The 18,783-nt window shown below is 36.4% G+C and carries 19 protein-coding genes; 14 read left to right on the forward strand and 5 right to left on the reverse strand.

Features of this window, described 5'->3' with window-relative positions:
* Window positions 1-39 precede the first annotated feature (39 nt).
* The 10 genes from BK574_RS05550 to BK574_RS05595 all read left to right on the forward strand — a co-directional run bounded on the left by BK574_RS05550 (window position 40) and on the right by BK574_RS05595 (window position 10,227).
* Window positions 40-1,353, forward strand: a complete 1,314-nt coding sequence (locus BK574_RS05550; RefSeq protein ID WP_078427852.1) for a Zn-dependent hydrolase — start codon at window positions 40-42, stop codon at window positions 1,351-1,353.
* A 13-nt stretch (window positions 1,354-1,366) separates the two neighbouring features.
* A complete protein-coding gene (locus BK574_RS05555) occupies window positions 1,367-2,428 on the forward strand; it encodes a TRAP transporter substrate-binding protein (RefSeq protein WP_078427853.1) in 1,062 nt (353 codons plus the stop codon).
* A gap of 58 nt (window positions 2,429-2,486) precedes the next feature.
* Window positions 2,487-3,008, forward strand: a complete 522-nt coding sequence (locus BK574_RS05560) for a TRAP transporter small permease (RefSeq protein ID WP_075387783.1) — start codon at window positions 2,487-2,489, stop codon at window positions 3,006-3,008.
* A complete protein-coding gene (locus BK574_RS05565) occupies window positions 3,005-4,276 on the forward strand; it encodes a TRAP transporter large permease (protein ID WP_078427854.1) in 1,272 nt (423 codons plus the stop codon). Before BK574_RS05560 ends, BK574_RS05565 begins: the two co-directional genes overlap by 4 nt.
* A gap of 275 nt (window positions 4,277-4,551) precedes the next feature.
* Window positions 4,552-5,364: a DUF3100 domain-containing protein gene (locus BK574_RS05570; RefSeq protein ID WP_075387785.1), complete on the forward strand. Its 813-nt coding sequence runs from the start codon at window positions 4,552-4,554 to the stop codon at window positions 5,362-5,364.
* A gap of 3 nt (window positions 5,365-5,367) precedes the next feature.
* Complete coding sequence (locus tag BK574_RS05575) at window positions 5,368-5,820, forward strand: hypothetical protein (protein ID WP_078427855.1); 453 nt, start codon at window positions 5,368-5,370, stop codon at window positions 5,818-5,820.
* Between the two features lie 427 nt (window positions 5,821-6,247).
* On the forward strand, window positions 6,248-7,759 hold the full coding sequence (locus tag BK574_RS05580; RefSeq protein ID WP_078427856.1) for a long-chain-fatty-acid--CoA ligase: 1,512 nt from the start codon (window positions 6,248-6,250) through the stop codon (window positions 7,757-7,759).
* Window positions 7,760-8,020: 261 nt separating this feature from the next.
* Entirely contained in the window at window positions 8,021-8,203 is a 183-nt protein-coding gene (locus BK574_RS05585) for a hypothetical protein (RefSeq protein WP_078427857.1), read from the forward strand.
* Between the two features lie 98 nt (window positions 8,204-8,301).
* Entirely contained in the window at window positions 8,302-8,925 is a 624-nt protein-coding gene (locus tag BK574_RS05590) for a TetR/AcrR family transcriptional regulator (RefSeq protein ID WP_158211546.1), read from the forward strand.
* A 159-nt stretch (window positions 8,926-9,084) separates the two neighbouring features.
* Window positions 9,085-10,227, forward strand: a complete 1,143-nt coding sequence (locus BK574_RS05595; RefSeq protein ID WP_078427859.1) for an acyl-CoA dehydrogenase — start codon at window positions 9,085-9,087, stop codon at window positions 10,225-10,227.
* 173 nt (window positions 10,228-10,400) lie between these two features.
* Here the strand turns inward: BK574_RS05595 and BK574_RS05600 are convergent, their stop codons facing one another.
* Window positions 10,401-11,213, reverse strand: a complete 813-nt coding sequence (locus tag BK574_RS05600) for an alpha/beta fold hydrolase (RefSeq protein WP_158211547.1) — start codon at window positions 11,211-11,213, stop codon at window positions 10,401-10,403.
* A 217-nt stretch (window positions 11,214-11,430) separates the two neighbouring features.
* Complete coding sequence (gene uvsE, locus BK574_RS05605) at window positions 11,431-12,384, reverse strand: UV DNA damage repair endonuclease UvsE (protein WP_078427861.1); 954 nt, start codon at window positions 12,382-12,384, stop codon at window positions 11,431-11,433.
* Window positions 12,385-12,570: 186 nt separating this feature from the next.
* On the opposite strand from uvsE, the gene BK574_RS05610 reads away from it, so the two are divergent.
* Window positions 12,571-12,909 (forward strand): toprim domain-containing protein, encoded by a 339-nt coding sequence (locus BK574_RS05610; protein ID WP_078427862.1) that lies wholly within the window; start codon window positions 12,571-12,573, stop codon window positions 12,907-12,909.
* 82 nt (window positions 12,910-12,991) lie between these two features.
* On the opposite strand, the gene BK574_RS05615 is transcribed toward BK574_RS05610, so the two are convergent.
* A complete protein-coding gene (locus tag BK574_RS05615; RefSeq protein WP_078427863.1) occupies window positions 12,992-14,164 on the reverse strand; it encodes a 7TM diverse intracellular signaling domain-containing protein in 1,173 nt (390 codons plus the stop codon).
* 403 nt (window positions 14,165-14,567) lie between these two features.
* On the opposite strand from BK574_RS05615, the gene BK574_RS05620 reads away from it, so the two are divergent.
* Window positions 14,568-14,768, forward strand: a complete 201-nt coding sequence (locus BK574_RS05620; RefSeq protein ID WP_064094055.1) for a cold-shock protein — start codon at window positions 14,568-14,570, stop codon at window positions 14,766-14,768.
* Window positions 14,769-14,935: 167 nt separating this feature from the next.
* On the forward strand, window positions 14,936-15,817 hold the full coding sequence (locus BK574_RS05625) for a metal-dependent hydrolase (RefSeq protein WP_078427864.1): 882 nt from the start codon (window positions 14,936-14,938) through the stop codon (window positions 15,815-15,817).
* Window positions 15,818-15,981: 164 nt separating this feature from the next.
* Here the strand turns inward: BK574_RS05625 and BK574_RS05630 are convergent, their stop codons facing one another.
* Window positions 15,982-17,004, reverse strand: coding sequence for an NADH:flavin oxidoreductase/NADH oxidase (locus BK574_RS05630; RefSeq protein WP_078427865.1), 1,023 nt, complete (start codon window positions 17,002-17,004; stop codon window positions 15,982-15,984).
* 225 nt (window positions 17,005-17,229) lie between these two features.
* On the opposite strand from BK574_RS05630, the gene BK574_RS05635 reads away from it, so the two are divergent.
* Window positions 17,230-17,523: a Dabb family protein gene (locus BK574_RS05635; RefSeq protein WP_078427866.1), complete on the forward strand. Its 294-nt coding sequence runs from the start codon at window positions 17,230-17,232 to the stop codon at window positions 17,521-17,523.
* 196 nt (window positions 17,524-17,719) lie between these two features.
* Here the strand turns inward: BK574_RS05635 and htpX are convergent, their stop codons facing one another.
* The gene (htpX, locus tag BK574_RS05640) at window positions 17,720-18,634 is read right to left on the reverse strand and encodes a protease HtpX (RefSeq protein WP_078427867.1); all 915 of its coding nucleotides are present in this window, start codon (window positions 18,632-18,634) and stop codon (window positions 17,720-17,722) included.
* Between the last annotated feature and the right edge of the window lie 149 nt (window positions 18,635-18,783).

The raw sequence follows: 18,783 nt of genomic DNA on the forward strand, positions 1-18,783 counted from the left end.
AAATATTTAAAAAATTTATTAGAGGAAAAGAGGGGTAGGATGACTTCTTCTGTAGTAGAGACAGCGCAGTTTCATAAGAAACTCATATCAGACTATGATTATTCTCTATCTCACTCTGGAATTAACGGTGAGAGAATTGCTGAAAGACTTACTGAACTTTCTAAAATTGGGTTGACTGAACAAGGAGGTTCCAGAAGAATTTCTTTTTCACCTGAAGAAAGACAAGCTAAAGAATTAGTAAAGAGATGGATGAAGGAAGCTGGATTAGTTATTAGAGAAGACGGTGCAGGTAATGTTTTTGGACTATTTAAAGGGAAACAGCAAAAACCTTCTGTGTTATCGGGTTCGCATGTTGATAGTGTTCCGAATGGTGGGCATTTTGATGGTCCATTAGGAGTATTAGCAGCTCTTGAAGTGGCCCAAGCCTGGAAAGAGACAAATTACCAACCTGATTGTCCATTTGAAGTTGTCATTTTCACAGATGAAGAAGGCGCTAGATTTAATGGAGGCTTAACAGGTAGTCGAGCGGTGACAGGTGAAATCGAAATTGAACAACAAAAGCAGTTGCGAGATTTCGATGGAAAGCCCTTCGAGGAAGTAATTTCCGAAGACGGTTTAACATTAGAAGGATTTACTCAGGCCTCAAGAGATCTTTCAGAAATTTCTGCATTTGTAGAGGTACACATTGAACAAGGCAAACGTTTAGAAAGAGAAGGATTATCAGTAGGCGTTGTGACTGGTATAGCTGGCCCTTCATGGTTAAACGTAACATTTGTTGGAGAAGCTGGTCATGCAGGAAACACGCCAATGAATGATCGAAAAGATGCACTAGTCGCTGCGAGTGAATTGATAGGAAAAGTCGAAAAATTACCTACGCAAGTGAGTTCATCAGCCGTTGCAACCATTGGTAAAATCGAAGCACTTCCTAATGGGGTTAACGTTATACCTGGTGAAGTTAGGTTAACAGTAGATATTCGGGATATACATGAAGATACAAAAAATAGTCTTGTAGATCTTATTGTGAAAGAAGCTGAAGAAATAGCTGCAGCTCATCAAATTACGGTGAATATAACAGAAACGTTGAACGTTAAACCAGTTGTTGTAAGTGAAGAAATGCAAGAAAAAGCAGCCAAGGCAATTGAAAACACACTCGGGGTACAACCATATTATCTTCCGAGCGGTGCAGGACATGATGCAATGGTGCTTGGACGTTATGTCCCAATGGCTATGTTATTTACCCAAAGTAAGGATGGGATCAGTCATAATCCAAAAGAGTGGTCTTCACTTAATGATTGTGTAAAAGCGGTTCATGTATTAAAAAACTTTATAGAGCAACTATGTGATAACAAATAAGGGGGAAATGAAAATGAAATCAAGAAAATGGTTTTGGTTTACTAGTCTTTTAGCAATCATCGTTCTTTTGGCTGCATGTGGTAGCCAAGAAGAAGCTAACGAAAGTGCAGCTGATGACACAGAAACAACAGGGACTGCAGGAACAGAAGAAACGTATGAATGGAAATTAGGATGGAACTCAGGATTAGAAGGAGACTCAAAAGGTGAAGCAGCCATCGCTTTTAAAGAATACGTTGAAGAAGAGTCTAATGGACGTATTTCCATTGAGTTTTTCCCGAATGAAACGTATGCATCATCACCAGAAATGATCGATGCGGTTCAACTAGGTGCACTTGAGATGGCAATTCCAGGAGCAAATGAATTAGCCAATGTTATTCCTCAATATGCAGCTTTATCACTACCATTTATCGTAGAAAATCCTGAAGAAGCTTACGCTGTATTAGACGGTCCTGTCGGTGACCATTTAAAAGATTTAAGTGATGAACATAATTTCGTATCATTAACGGATGTTGACCTTGGGTTCACACAAATTACAAACAATAGACGACCAATCAACACTCCAGACGACTTAAAAGGAATGAGTATCCGATCACCGAATGATGTAAGTTTAATTGAGACGTTCAGAACATTTGGTTCTTCAGTATCGACTATGGCCTACACTGAAATTTACAGTGGATTAGCTCAAGGAGTTATTGATGGACAATTTAACCCACTATTAAATATCTATGATCAAAATATGCATGAAGTTCAAGATTATTTAGCAATAACAAATCACACGTACTATTACTGCTACATGATTATTAATAACGAAGCCTTCAATAGTCTTGATGCAGAGCTACAGGAGATTGTTCTTAAAGGATCAGAATTAGCAAGAGATGCTTCTCGAGCAGTTGTTCAAGAAAGTGATGAATACTATCTAGAAAAAGCTAAGGAAGATTTCAAAGAAATCACATATCCTGATTTAGCCTTATTCCAAGAAGCCGTTCAACCTGTATATGAACAAGTTGAAGGTGTAATGGGTGCAGATATCATTACGCAAATTCAAGAGTTTGCAGAAGAGTACCGTAATCAATAATAGTTTTTCAAGATGAGGCCTCATCAAAGGCCTCATCTTTCATAAGGAGTGTTTTTATATGGACAATGAAAACAGAAAAAGTTCACTTTCCTTTATTGACAAAACGATCAATATTCTTGATTTACTAGCAAGTGGATTAATGGCGCTCCTAACACTCGTTGTGTTTAGTGAAGTTTTAAGCAGATATGTTTTTAATTTTCCTCTCGTATTCTCGAATGAATTAACACAGTTATTATTTCCATGGGTCATATTCATTGCTATTATCTCTGTAACTAAAAACGAGGGACACCTTTCGATCAACTTTTTTCGTGAATTAATGCCAAAAACTTTTCAAAAGTGGGCGTTTATTTTTTCAAAATTAGTAATGCTATATTTTTCCTTATACATGCTGATTTCAAGTTATCAATTGGCTCAAGCTGTTTCGAATCAGGTTCTTCCTATGTTACGAATTTCGAGGGCTTGGTTGTTTTATTCAGTAGTTGTATCTTTTGCTGCAATTACCATTATTCTACTGTACCAACTCGTCCTAATTTTTATGAATAAATTAGAGCCAACTAGAGAGGAGGATAAGTTGCTATGATTTGGATAATGATTGCTTGTTTCTTTCTATTAATCGTTTTTGGGGTTCCAATTGCTTTTGCCATGGGGGCATCGGCCTTAATGTACATTATGGTGGCGGGAATTCCGCTTGAAATGGTCGCCCAACGATTTTTCTCCAATACTCAATCATTTGCATTTTTAGCGATTCCGTTTTTTATTCTAGCTGGGAATTTAATGATCCACGGCAATATTGCCAAAAGAATTATTGATGTTGCCGATTCCATGGTCCGACAATTACCTGGTGGATTAGGGTGTGTTTCCGTCGTTACAAGTATGGGAATGGCTGGAGTGTCAGGGTCTTCAGTAGCGGATGCAGCATCAACTGGAAGTGTTTTAATTCCTGAAATGAAAAGAAAGGGATATACATCTTCATTTGCTGCAGCGATTAATGCATCAAGTTCGGTTGTTGGTATTATCATTCCTCCTAGTAGTACGATGATTATCATTGCTTGGTTGGCAAATTTATCAGTTGCGAAAATGTTTTTAGCAGGTGTCATTCCTGGTCTTTTAATTGGTCTTATCTATCTAATTACAACGGTAATGATATCGATAAAAAGGGGATATCCGCGAGAGAGCAAACCTACGTTTATGGAGTTTTTAAATAGCATTCGAAAAGCTTCATGGGCATTACTTTTACCGATCTTATTAATCGGTTCCATAGTACTCGGTATTGCAACCGCAACTGAAGCAGCATCCTTAGCTGTTATTTATGCTTTATTAGTCGGATTATTTGTTTATCGTAGCTTGAATATGAAAAATATTTTAAAGTCCATTCGTGAAACCATACATGGTACAGGTGTCGTTATGATTACCGTTTGTACATCGATGATTTTTACGTGGGTATTAATAACAGAAGGCATCCCGAAAATGATTGCTGATTTATTAGGCGCTCTTGGCTTACCAGCTTGGGGATTATTATTAGTCATCATTGCAATTATGCTTGTTGCAGGTATGATTATGGAACTAGTTCCTAATTTATTCTTGTTTATCCCGATCTTTTTCCCAATAGCGACCGAGCTAGGTATGGATCCTATTCAATTTTCAATTGTCATGCTTGTAAGTCTAGCATTAGGAATGTTTACTCCTCCTGTTGGGGCAACATTATTTATTTCTTGTTATATTGCAAAAGTCGGAATCGAGAAAACAATCAAAGATATTCTCCCATTTTTCATCGCGGGTATTATCGTTGTTCTTCTTGTTACCTTTATTCCATCTCTAACGTTATGGCTACCCGGAATTTTTGAGTAACTATATTTGGAGGGTTGGACAAGTTGTAAGTAAAAATGGTTGAGGACAAATAAGGTTCGTACATTATTTGTCCTTACATATAAAGTGAAACTTTCATCAATGAGGGTTTTCCTCTTCCCCCACTAATCCTTGTTTGCTTCCTCGAAGTCATGAAGTGGGGGTATTACTGCCAGTTGATACGGGATAAAAGTTCTTGAAAATGAGAATAGAGAGCTTTTCGGCAAAACTCAGTCATTTTGTTAGTAAACAGTTAAATTGAAAAAGGAGTGATTAAGATGTCAGAACAACATAGTAATATATTGAAAGATTGGCGTCTCCATGCAATCGTGTTTGTAATTGTGTTAGTAACAGAACGAATAGGTACTCATTCCTTTTCATTAGGACCTGGTGTAATTTTACTATTACCGATGCTATATGCAATATTGATCGGGATTGCTTTATATTTCACACCTTTAATTAAAGAAAAACAATCCAAAAATGCTGAACCGCTTATTGTTCTTGGTGTCACTTTATTAATCGCAAAAATTGGCGTGATTATCGGCCCAGCTTTACCACAAATTATTGCAGCAGGTCCAGCTTTGCTCCTGCAAGAGTTTGGAAATCTAGCAACGATTTTTATTGCTTTGCCTGTTGCCGTATTTCTTGGGTTAAAAAGAGAAAGTATTGGAATGACACACTCCATTGCACGTGAACCGAATGTCGGTTTGATTATGGACAAATTTGGTTTTAATTCTCCAGAAGGTCGCGGTGTAATGGCTATATATATTTTTGGGACTGTATTTGGTGCAGTATTTATGGGAGTCATATCTGGATTTTTAGCAACATTAACACCTCTTCATCCTTTGTCATTTGCAATGGCTTCAGGCATCGGGAGTGGCAGTATGATGGCCGCCGCAAGTGGATCGCTCGTTGCAGCCTTTCCAAATCTTGAAACAGATATTGTCGCTTTTGCTGGAGCTAGTAATCTATTATCTCTTTCTACTGGACTATATATGAGTATTTTTATTGGCTTACCATTAACTGAAAAATTATATAGTATGTTAACGAAGCGGAGAAATAAGAACAAAAATACAGGAATGGGGGCATAAATCATGTTAAAGAATATTCAAGAATGGGTATTATTATTGCTTATTTTTGGTGTTGTAGCGACATTAGGTAATTGGATTGGTTATGATGTTCTGCCTATTCAAGCCATTCCTGGGATGCTAGTCTTGCTTGCTATATGTTTAGCTGGTTTAATCATTCATAAGTTATTACCTTTTAAAATTCCAAGCGTTGCTTATATTGCAATTATTGGTATTCTCGTATCGATGCCATGGATGCCTGGATCTACCCAAATTGTAACATGGACAAACGAAGTCAATCTCTTAGCGTTAACAACACCAATTTTAGCTTACGCTGGTATTGCGATTGGCCGTTCATGGTCAGATTTTGTTCAACTTGGTTGGAGAAGTATCGTAGTAGCTATTTGTGTATTTGTTGGTACGTTTCTTGGGTCAGCGCTCATTGCTGAAATTATCCTAAGAATTCAAGGGATCATTTAATTTCAAAAGAGGTGATAAAGTTTCGCTTTCCCTACTTCTTAGAGCGCTGGGAACCTTTATACGTGTATGATAACTTCCTTAATGAATAGAGGCTGATTCAAAAGGTCACATTCCGTGACAAATTTGAACCAGCTCTTTTTTATTTTAAATTTCTGGTGTGAAACAAACTGAAATTATATTTTTCAAATCAGAAATGAAAGGGCAGTTCGGGGGAAGAACAATTCAAGCAAAACAATTGATGGAGAAGAAAATTTATAAATTCCTATAAGTCTGAATTTTCATTGACATATCCTACATGAACCAATTAAAATTAAGAGAACCGACCGATCGTACGGTCAGTATTAATATTGATTGAAAACGCTACCAAGTAACAACAAAGAAAAGGTAGTTAGTTTTTAATTTTAATTAATCAAAAGGGAGAGGTCTTATGAATCTTTATACTAATCTTTCAAACTCGTTTAAACTTTATCCAGAAAAAGAGGCTTATGTTTTTTTAAATGAAAGTACAACTTTTCGTGAGTTACATCAAAAGGTAAACCAGTTTGCTCATAGCTTGTCTCAACAAGGCATAAAAAAAGGAGATTCAGTTGCGTTATTACTTGGTAACACACCTGAATTTATCATTGCTTATTACGGAGCTCTTTGTTCAGGAGCTACAGTCGTTCCTGTTAATCCGACATTTACCTCTCGAGAAATTGAGTATATTCTCTCAAACAGTAAAGCAAAGGGTGTTATAGCAGATGCTAGTTTACATACAACATTAACAGAAGTAAAACTTAAGTTACCAACGATTAGTTTTATCGTCTATACGAAAGCAATAGAAAGTGAACTTGCATTTGAGTCTTTCGTTAATCATAATGTACAAACATTTGCTGGTCCATCCATCGAAGAAGAAGATTTAGCTGTTATTTTATATACATCTGGAACAACTGGCAATCCAAAAGGAGTTATGTTAACACATAAAAATCTCCTTTCTAATGCAGAAGCTTGTCGTGATTTGTTTGAAATGACAAAAGAAGACCGAGTTGTAACCGTTTTACCTATTTTTCATGTGTTCTGTATGACGGTTTGCTTCAATGCATCGATTTTATCTGGTGCAACTATGTTATTAATACCAAAATTTAGCCCACAAGATGTAGTTGAAACCATCAGTAAGCAGCAAGCGACGATTTTTGCTGGAGTACCGACGATGTATAATTTCTTACTTCAAATTCCTACAACGAAAGAACAATTTAGTTCACTAAGAATTAGTATTTCTGGTGGTGCCTCTTTACCTGTTGCATTGCTACATAAATTTAAAGAGCATACGGGAATTGATATTCAAGAGGGTTATGGTTTAAGTGAAGCAGCACCCGTTACTACATTTAATCCAATCAACGGAGAACGTAAACCTGGTTCAATTGGAGTAAATCTTCCTAATGTTGAAAATAAAGTGGTTGATATTGATGGAAATGAAGTACCTACTGGTGAGGTTGGGGAATTGATTGTAAAAGGACCCAATGTCATGAAAGGATACCTTGGTATGCCAGAAGAAACGAGTCGTACGATTAAGGATGGATGGTTGTACACTGGAGATATGGCGACGATGGATCAGGATGGGTACGTATTTATTGTTGACCGTAAAAAAGATATGATTCTTGTCGGTGGATATAATGTGTATCCACGAGAAGTAGAAGAAGTTCTTTACGATCACCCAGAAATTATTGAAGCCGCTGTTATTGGTGTACCTGATGAAAGTTACGGTGAAGCTGTTAAAGCGTTTGTAGTTTCAAAAAATCCATCACTAATAGAAAATGACTTAAAAATATATTTAGAAGATAAGTTAGTAAAATATAAGCGACCTCAATACATCGAATTCCTAGCGGAGTTACCAAAAAATACAACAGGTAAAATCTTGCGAAGGAACCTCAGGAATGTCGAGCAAGCTCAAACAAAGTAAATTTTCTTTCCTAAAAAATTGTTTTACTATTTATTGTATCGAAGCCAAGCATTTGCTTGGCTTTTCTTGTTTTATATTGTCTAAACTCTTATTTCATATAAGCTATAGGTTATTACATGCTAAATTGAAAATTAATTTGAAAAATTAAGATATTCGGTTGACAAACCCAAAGAATATTCCTAAAATTAGAATATAACCGACCGATCAATCGGTCGGAAAATTGATTTCTAGCTGGAATAAATAATTGAGGTGAATAAAGGTATGGATAGAGTACTTCAACTCTTAGATGGCTCAATTTCCGAACTTAATAAACTAGAGAATGAATTAAAAAATTTAAACGAAGAAGAACTAGGACAAGTTGCTGCATCGTATCCATTCAACGATTACTTCCATGAAGTAGTATTAAAATTAAAAAAATGGAAATTAGAAATAGAGAATCATTAATCGTTTTTTAGAGTGACCGCTCGTATTAGTGACCTTACAGCCAAACTAGAACTTCAGAACTTCATAATATGATAGGGTACTGATTGGAGGAAGAGCACGTGTCAGAACAAACGAAAAAGAAAATTATAGATGCAGCTTTATCACTATTTAAAGAGAAGGGGTTTCATGAAGTTTCTGTACGCATGATTGCAAAGGAAGCTGGGATATCAAATGGTGGATTTTACCACCATTTTCATTCTAAAGATGAACTCCTATATCAACTTAATGATTTTATTCTTACATACGTTATGGAAACTGGAAAGGCTGTTGCAAAGGAACGCGAAAGCGCTATTGAAAAGTTAGAAAGTATGATTCGTGCTTTCATAAGGGTCTTTGATGTTTATAACCTCGAGGTTACTATTATGTACCGCGAAAACCATTATCTTGCTCCAGAGTATTATGAAAAAATTAAGCAAAAAAGAGATGAGTATCAACAATATATTTTTTCTATTATAGAGGAAGGTATACAGGCTGGTGACATACGTTCGAACACTCCACTTTTATTAAATGGAATGGCAATATTTGGAATGGTGAACTGGACGTATCAATGGTATGAAAAAAACCGAAGTATTTTAATAGACAATATAGCAGATGTGTACATTGACTTTATTTTTAATGCACTAATGACAAAAAGAGCAAAACTCAATCCCAACTATCATCAATATTTTCTAGATGATGAGTAAAGTTTCATTGATTTACAGATTAAAATTTGTTCAATTTTGCTTTTTGGACCACTTCATGTTTATCGTGAAGTGCTAAGTAGCCGCTTGGCTACGGTCCAAATCGCAAATAGAGATAATCTTTAAATAGACCAAAAGTAAAAAATGAGGAGAGATGAGAAAATGAACTTTCAATTAACTGATGAACAACAAATGATAAGAAAAATGGTTCGTGACTTTGCGGAAAATGAAGTAGGACCTACAGCTCATGAACGTGATGAAGAAGAACGTTTTGATCGCGAACTATTTGATAAGATGGCAGGGCTTGGATTAACAGGGATTCCTTGGCCAGAAGAATATGGCGGAATCGGCGCAGACTACCTCAGTTATTGTATTGCTGTAGAAGAGTTATCGAGAGTAGATGCAGCGATGGGAACAACGTTGTCTGCACACACATCTTTAGCAGGGTGGCCTGTGTATAAATTTGGAACAGAAGAACAAAAGCAAAAATATCTCCGTCCAATGGCAGAAGGTAAAAAAATTGGTGCTTACGGTTTAACTGAGCCTAGTTCTGGTTCTGATGCTGCAGCTATGAAAACAACTGCAAAACGTGATGGAGATGACTACATTCTGAATGGATCGAAAATCTTTATTACAAACGGTGGAGAAGCTGAAATTTATATCGTATTCGCATTAACAGACCCTGAGAAAAAGCATAAAGGTACTACTGCATTTATCGTGGAAAGTGATATGCCAGGCTTCTCGGTTGGAAAGAAAGAAAAGAAACTTGGGATCCGTTCATCTCCTACAACAGAAATTATTTTTGAAGATGTCCGAGTACCAAAAGAAAACATGCTCGGTCAAGAAGGGGAAGGCTTCAAAATTGCGATGATGACATTAGACGGTGGTCGAAATGGAATTGCAGCACAAGCGGTCGGTATTGCTCAAGGTGCATTAGATGCTTCGGTTAATTATGCAAAAGAGCGTAAGCAATTTGGTAAGTCTATCGGTGCACAACAAGGTATTGCTTTTAAATTAGCGGATATGGCTACAAAAGTAGAAGCTTCTCGTTTACTAACGTATCAAGCTGCATGGAGAGAGACTGAAGGACTTTCATACGGTTTCGAATCTGCTCTTTCAAAATTAATGGCTGGAGATACAGCGATGGATGTAGCAATTGAAGCGGTACAAGTCTTCGGTGGATACGGTTTTACGAAAGAATATCCTGTTGAGCGATTTATGCGTGATGCAAAAATCACACAAATTTACGAAGGAACTCAAGAAGTACAACGACTTGTTATTTCAAAGATGTTGTTAGCTGACTAAAAAAACAAGTTAGACAGAGGGGAACCAAAGAGCAAATCTTTGGTTCATCTCTTACCATTTTTTCAAACATAATCACCATTAAAGGCTACCCCGTTAAGTCTAGAAAAACATCATTAATCAAGAGAGACAAGAATAAGAGTCATGAAGATCTTGTCTTGGCCCTCCTAATTCGATTACATAACATATTTTGTAGATGCGGATTGATCTTGATCCAATGAATTCTCCAAAAAGTCCAATATCGCACCGTTAAATTCTTCAGATTTTTCTATTTTCCCAAGATGACCTGCTTTTTTTATTTTGACTAGCTTTGAATGAGGAATTAATTTATGCATCTTTTTCTGGTTAAACGGGCGGCACACTTTATCTTTTTGACATGAAATAATAAGTGTAGGTACGGTGATGGTCGGTAACAGCGTTCGATAATCGATATTTAAACACGCTTTCCAAGCAGCCATTAAGCAATTTCTATTTTCAGACCAACCAGGTAATACTTTTTTAATGAGGTCTTGGTCCTTAGAATGAAGACAATTTTTCGTCATTTTCATTGTATGTTCTTCAATCGAAAGTTGTTGTATCTTATTTTCCTTGCTTTTATATATTAAATTGCCGAACCACTTTGGAACATAATAGAGGGAATTTGCAAGAATTAGAGAGTGTACTTTAGAAGAATTTAATTGATACATTTCTTGTGCTATAATTCCACCCATCGACAATCCACAAATATGCGCTTTTTTAATATTGAGCTTGTCTAAAAGAGCTAGAATATCCTCTGCAAAACTACGAATCGATACATCCTCATTGCCTGAAAGTGTTGATTTTCCAAATCCTCTTAAATCTGGAATAATTAAATCATAATAATTCGCCAACTCATGCTGATATTTCCAACTTTCTTTTTTCTCACCTAATCCATGAATGAGCACAAGAGGCTCCCCTGTGCCTAAGCGTTCATAATAAAGAGTAATATCGTTGACCACAATGTTATTCATTGCAGGCCTCCTTTTAGATATTAAATAGGTTGCCATATTTTCAATATATAGGTAATTGTAGCATAATTAAGGATGTCTAGAGCATTTCCATGCAAAAGACATCCTTTAATACTTAATTTGATTTACCTTCAATCTCTATGTAATGCTTTTATGAAAAATTCTTTATGATCGAACAACTTCACTACATTAATTTCGACTAGGCTATGAGTTGTTCATGTTATATTTTTATCGTTCCACCATCCACTCGTTTAAATCCACGTAAAGAGGATAATTGTTCAACGAAAGTTAATGCGGCTTTATCTTTTGCTTTCGCTTCAATCATAATATCTGCATCTTTACCATATGATTGAAGGGATTTAATGAAAGGAAGGGCAAATTCTATGTCAACATTATCAGCATGTGCTCTAAATTCCTTCTCTGACTTCGGTGACGAAAGATGAAATTTAGGAGGGATTTTCCATTGTTTCCATGTGGCATATATTTTGGGTAACAGTTCTTCTATAGATTCTTCACCTGGATTTGCCCAATGATGATGATAATCGAACACAAACGGTAATGAATGTTGTTCACAAACTTGCAAGGTTTCTAGTGCTGTATACGTTTTATCATCATTTTCTAGAGTGGTTCTTTTTTGGATTGAACGGTCCAGTTGTTTAAAATTATGATGAAACCTATTAATGGCATCGGATTTATTTCCGTAAGCACCACCAACATGAATGTTGATATTTGCTTCTTTTTCTAGTCCCATGGCCTCGAGCATTTGATAATGATACATCATGTCGATGATTGCATTTTGGGTGATATGTTCTTTTTCACTTGTGAACAGCGTATATTGACTAGGGTGAAAACTTAAACGTAGTGAATATTTCTTAACAAGTTCGCCGATCTCCTTAAAAAGATGGGCAAAGGGGGTAATATAATCCCATTTTGCTTCAGGGTGTGTCGCTAGTGGTACCAGTGATGATGACATGCGATATACATGTATTCCATGAGCTAAATTAAAATAAATCGCACGAATAGTATTGATTAAATTTCTTTCTGTTGCTGAGTAAAGTTTGTTCATTCGTTCTTCATGATCAAGCTTTTTCCAATTCGTAAAAGTCAATGTACGCGAAGGAGAGGCTTCCCATAAAGAAAGAGCAGTTGATACGTATCCAAACCGAAGAATCATATGTCATCACTCCGTGCAGGGTAGTATTTTAATATCGTTATTGTTTTTACCTATTATTTGCTACAATTAAGGAATCATGAGAGGAAAAAAGTAAGCACTGAATTTACACTATGCTATAGCTTTATAAATAAATCCAATTTAAATACAAAATCAACCACACTGACCAAGAGTAATGGAGTGATCCACATGGAAGACAAAGTTTTAATCGTAGAAGGAAAAAATGATCGAAAACGTGTAAAACAAATTTTGGCAGAGCCTGTAGAAATTATTTGCACGTACGGAACATTAAGTACTGAAAAGCTGGAAACGTTGATTTTACCTATGGAAGACATGGATGTTTATATTTTAGTTGATGCGGATGAGCCTGGTGAAAAATTACGAAAACAGTTAAAAAGGGAATTGCCAAATGCTACTCACTTATATACACAAAAGGAATATAAACAAGTAGAGACAACGCCCTTTCGTTATCTTGCTGAAGAGTTAGGAAAGTATTTCGAAGTAAAAAATCAATTTGAACTACTTTAAGTAAGAAAGCAGTTGGTTAGTTACGAGTCAGTGTGGAGATGATCTGCACTGACTCTTTTTTCTAAGTTAATTCCAACCGAAATCAGAATTTCCTTTGGTTACTGTCGTGCTGCTTTTTAATGAGGATGATACCGACCGCTAGCACCATAAAAAATTGACCAATATGTCCAAGCAAGTAAAACTCATTTAAATAGATTACACCCGTGAACACGAGAAGATCACGGACCATAAAGCCAGCCATAAAGAGGAAACCAATCGCATAAAGTTTAGCTTCGATATTTTTCATAAAGATGCGGATAACGATGATAAACATAATAAGGACTTCAAAGCCAGATAGCTTTTCAAATATTCCTTTTGTCATTGTAAAAAAGTCAGGGTTGACGATCGATAAAATAAAGGCACCAACCGCTAAGACGAGATGAACTTGCCACAAGCGTCGGACAAACTTTTTATAACCTGGTCCAAATAGTTTATCAATTATTAGTAGGTCAAATGCGGTCCGGAAAAAGACAGCAATTTGAAAAATATAAATCCACAAAAACGGAACGTCTATAATCAGTTGCTTAGATCCTGTAATGCTAAATGAATATAAAGCAGAGCATAACGTTCCAATAGCAAAAGCAAAATATAGCCCATTAAATCGTTTAATTAAAAAAAAGATAAAGGCAACTAACGCAATAAGCAATTGTATAGAACCCATAACAATTTTATCGAAATCATCTTGAACCATTTTTGTTAAATAGTCAGAGTAAGATCCAACAGATACAGCTCCTGAAACTCCAATCATGTTTCCATTCGAATACGATCTGATCGTTAATTGATTAGACTCAATCGATGGATCCAGTTCTATGAAGTGTCGACGATTATATCCTTTATAAGTGACAGTTTCAGCTTCTGGAATTTTTCCATACTGATAGAGAAGGTGATCTCCTTGGTATATTTCAAATGTACCATACATAAATGAGATAAATACGGCTGGATCGTTCCAGTTACCATCTGGAATAGTGTTTCGTAAGTAGAGGATCTCGCTGTCCCTTCGAGGTTCAACAAGTTCCTTTACATTTTCTGTTGGCTGCCATCCCATCTGTGGAATTCCTGTATCACTTTGAACGGAATTTACCCATTGATATTCCCAACCTTGATCCATTCGGATAATAGAAGACTGAGACTTTTCTTGGCTATATGTAGTGTAGGTTAAAAAAAGAGCGTTAGTAACAATAAACAAAAATAAAATAAAAATCGCTTTTAACTTCATTATTTCCTCCATAAGTACAAGTAGTAAAGCTCCTAATGGTTAGTGTGAAACTCTACAATATAATTAACTGTAAAAAAGAAGAGAACAACCATCTTTAATATTAAATTAGAACTGAACAGAATACTATCCTTTCCTTTAGATATGTTAATTGTTTTTCAATTGAATGTTTTTACATTTTTCTGATGTGTATTTTGAAAATGAATTAGAAACAAAGTTTACGAAGCAAGCCTATTTAAAATAGTTTTAAAAGAATTAATTGCTTTTCCAGTTTTTTTCTGTTATTCTAAGGAAGAATTATTTTTGTTCGGTGAGTAAGGAAAGAATAGTGTTAAACTTTTCGCCTTTGATAATTGAGCAACTATAGTATTAAAATGTGGTTAATGCCACACAGGAGGAAACAAACATGCAACAAGGTACAGTAAAATGGTTTAACGCAGAAAAAGGATTCGGGTTCATCGAAATCGAAGGTGGAGAAGATGTATTCGTACATTTCTCAGCTATCCAAGGCGAAGGGTTTAAATCTTTAGATGAAGGCCAAAAAGTAACTTTTGACACAGAGCAAGGTCAACGTGGTCTTCAAGCTACTAACGTTAACAAAGCATAATGATTAAAGGGCTCTATACTAGAGCCCTTTTTTTGTACATAAAATCATTGACGATCTTGAATCATATAATTTAAGATGTCAAATTCCTCGAAATCTTGTAGTGAGTGTAATACTGCCAATTGATGCGGGATAAAGTAAATGAAATAGATCGTAATAGGAGAATGTTTATGGACTCCGTAACACATGCATTGTTTGGATTAACGATATATGGCGCGACAAATAAAGAAGAGATGCCAATACCAGTGAAAAAATCCGTTTTTTTCGCTGCGGTGGTTGGCAGTGTGATTCCTGACATCGATGTCGTTTCTCAATTATGGGATACCGAAGGAATGTACCAAATGTGGCACAGGGGGATTACACATTCAATCTTTTTAGTGCCTGTTTGGGCGTTACTCATATGGTTTATTTGTTTCCTCGTTTGGAAAACGAAAGATCGGCGAATTTTTTATATTTCGGCTCTCGCCGTTTTTATTCATAATACGAGTGATATTTTAAATGCATGGGGAACAGGCTACATGGAACCCTTCTCCAACGTGAGACTAGGCTTCGGAATACTCCCTATTGTAGATGTTGTTATCTGGCTCATTATGTTCGGTGGATTTATCGTAGTTAAAATTAAGAAGGCAACACCCCATAAAGTTTTTAAATTAGTCTGGGTCTTTATTATCGCACATGTCATCATCCAATCGGTTCAAGGGTATATACTCTATCAATCAACAGTAAATGATTACGAACAACAAGCATTGACGGCTCGATTTATTCCAGGTCATTTTAAAATTGCTGGGAAAAACGGACAAGAAGTTGAAATCCTGCAAGGGACCGTTTGGAGTGGTCTTGAGGTGATCGATCATTTGACATCAGAAGATGAAACCAAATTAGATATTCTCTTTAATGAAAATCCTAGGGCAAAAACTCTTTACCAATGGTCTCCTTTCGTCGTAGTGGTCGATGATGAAGAGAAGCTAGGCATATACGACCCAAGGTTTTTCAGGATGGGCGTTCCATTTTTAGAAGAATATATTTATAAAAGTGACGTTACAATGGATTAATAATAGTCATGTTGTTCAGTCGTTTGGAAAGATATATTTTATAATATTCCTTAAAGTATCTGAGTATGGTAAAGGAAATGTATAACAACACAAAAATAGCCACTGCATAAGGATGCTGTGGCTATTCTTCTAACTAAATCTGCATACAAGTAGCAAAATATGAATTAATAAGCTCTTTCATACTGCACTGGAGTAAGCGGTTTTTTCTCTAAAAGAAGAGCCGCATCGTTCGTCCAGTAAGGGTTTTTAAGCATGCCACGTCCTACCGCAATAAGATCTGCTTGCTCATTTCCAAGTACCGCTTCACCAAGAAGTGGGTCATCCAGTCTGCCTACAGCAATGACAGGAACACCTGTTTCTTGTTTGATTCTTGTAGCCATTGGCACCTGATAACCTGGGTGAGCACCTGGTCTACCTGTAGAACCTATAGGTCCTTCACCACCAGAAGTAATATGGAAGATGTCTACACCTGCGCGTTGGAACCGTTTAGCCATTTCAGAGCTGTAATCTAAATCATATCCACCATCTACATATTCAACAGCAGAGATGCGCATCAATAACGGCATGTTAGCTGGCATGACACTTTTAGCTGCTTGAATGACTTCTTCACCAAATAAAAATTTATCTTCACCATATTTGTCGGTTCTCTTATTCGTATATTCAGAGGCAAATTGGTGGATAAGGTAGCCGTGAGCTCCATGAAGTTCAATCGTATCAACGCCAGCCTTTACTGCACGTTCAACACCGTCACGGAACATTACTACCATTTCTTCAGCTTCTTCAGTTGTTAATTCGTGAGGTGTTTTAAACTGATCATTAAACAGGATCGGCGAACAAGAAACGGGGTCTGGAGCGTCTTGTGCTTTACGTCCAGCATGACCTATTTGAATACCAACCTTTGTTCCATATTTATGACATTCATCGATAATTCGTTTAAAAGCAGGGATGTGCTCATCACTCCAGATGCCTAAACATTGATCAGAAATCCGACCACGCGGTTCAACATTCGTCATTTCAATAATAATAAATCCAGTTCCGGCAATCGCTCGGCTTGTGTAATGTACAAAATGCCAATCAGTAGGAATACCATCCTTATTTAAAGCAGAATATTGACACATTGGTGGCATAACGACTCTATTTTTTAATTCCATCCCTTTATATGTAAAAGGTTCGAAAAGCTTTGACATAGGTACCACTCCTTATTTTCATATGTATTACAAGTTTAATAGTAAAGTATTTTTTAGAATTGGTCGAGTATATTACTTTAATTTTCGAAATACGTCTTAAAGTGATAGGGTAAATTGTCTAATTATATAAATAGAAATGGCACAGTAACAATTCCATTGATTTCATAGAATTTCTTATATATTATTAACGTTGGTACATAAAATAATGAGAAATGAGGGGCTAACATGATTCAACGTACAGTACTTGTGAAATTTTCTGACACAACAACAACTGAACAATTACAAGAAGTCGTCAACCGTTTTAAAGCACTTAAAAATCATCTAACGGGTATTGTTGATCTTCAAGCAGGATTAAACATTGCAGAAAGAAATAAAGAATACCAAGTTATATTAATGGTCCGTTTTGAAGACCAAGGTGCTTTAGATGCGTACGTAGCTGATCCAGAGCATCAAGCTGTTGCTGCTTACATCAAAGAAGTAGGCAGACTAGATAGTATAGGTGTTGATTTCGAATTGTAGGTTCGATGTAAAAGAATTCCTTTGACAAGGTGTCTTGTTTCGCAATTGGTGCGGACCAGCATTGTTATTTAATAACATATTATGCAAAAAACGCATGTGATTTCTACCGAGAAATTCATGCGTTTTCGCTTCTAAACAGACATTTGCACTTGTGAATAAATTCATTAATCTTAAATCAATTGCTAAATCGATCCTATTAACGTTGTTCCAAACGTCTAATTCTTTCATCTAAATCAGGGTGAGAGGAGAATAGTTTCATTACTCCGCCTTTACCACTGATCTTCATCGTTTGGATAGCTGAGTCGTCCGTTCGGTCACTTACATTAGCACGATCGACGTACGCTTTTAATGATCGAAGCGCATGAGCCATTTTATCACGCCCTGCTAAATCCGCACCACCACGGTCTGCGTGGAATTCCCGATAACGAGAGAATGCCATAACCACAAGGCTTCCAAGAATAGAGAATAGAATTTGGAAAATAATAATAGCTGCAAAACGGACAATAACCTGCATTTCTGATCGCACTAACCGCGATACGAGAATCGCTGCGATTCGGGAGAAGAAGACAACAAATGTGTTTACAACACCTTGCAGCAACGTCATCGTCACCATATCACCGTTTGCTACATGTGCCACCTCATGAGCAATAACACCTTCAACCGCATCGTCATCCATAACATTAAGAAGGCCCGATGAAACTGCAACGAGTGATCGTTTTTTCGAAGGACCTGTCGCAAATGCATTCACCTCAGGAGATTGATAGATTCCAACCTCAGGCATATGCGTCAAGCCAGCTGCACGTGATAGACGATGAACTTTTTCAACAACGCTACGTTCTTGTGCAGATAATGAACCATTTGGATCAAGCACATTGACTTTCATCATTTTCTTGGCAATCCATCTTGACATCGCCAAAGAGATAAATGAACCTGTGAAACCTACGAGTATACTAAAGACTCCTAACCCGATGAAATCAATTCCTAACCCAGGCCCCCCCGTATCAAACGGACCACCAATGTCTGTATACATTGTAATTATTGACCAGACGATCACAATTGTCGTCAGAACTAGTATGTTTGTTAAAACAAATAACAATAATCGTTTCCCCATCATTGTCCTCCTAATTCATAGTATAGATATCTATTTTACCATGTTTTAATGAAGAAATATTGAAGAAATATATTTTAATTGTCTTAGTACTTTTTCTACTATCTTCCTTATCATGGGTATGATTTTTATTTAATAGGTCGTAATCTAGG

Source organism: Alkalihalobacterium alkalinitrilicum, assembly GCF_002019605.1.
Lineage (GTDB): Bacteria > Bacillota > Bacilli > Bacillales > Bacillaceae_F > Alkalihalobacterium > Alkalihalobacterium alkalinitrilicum.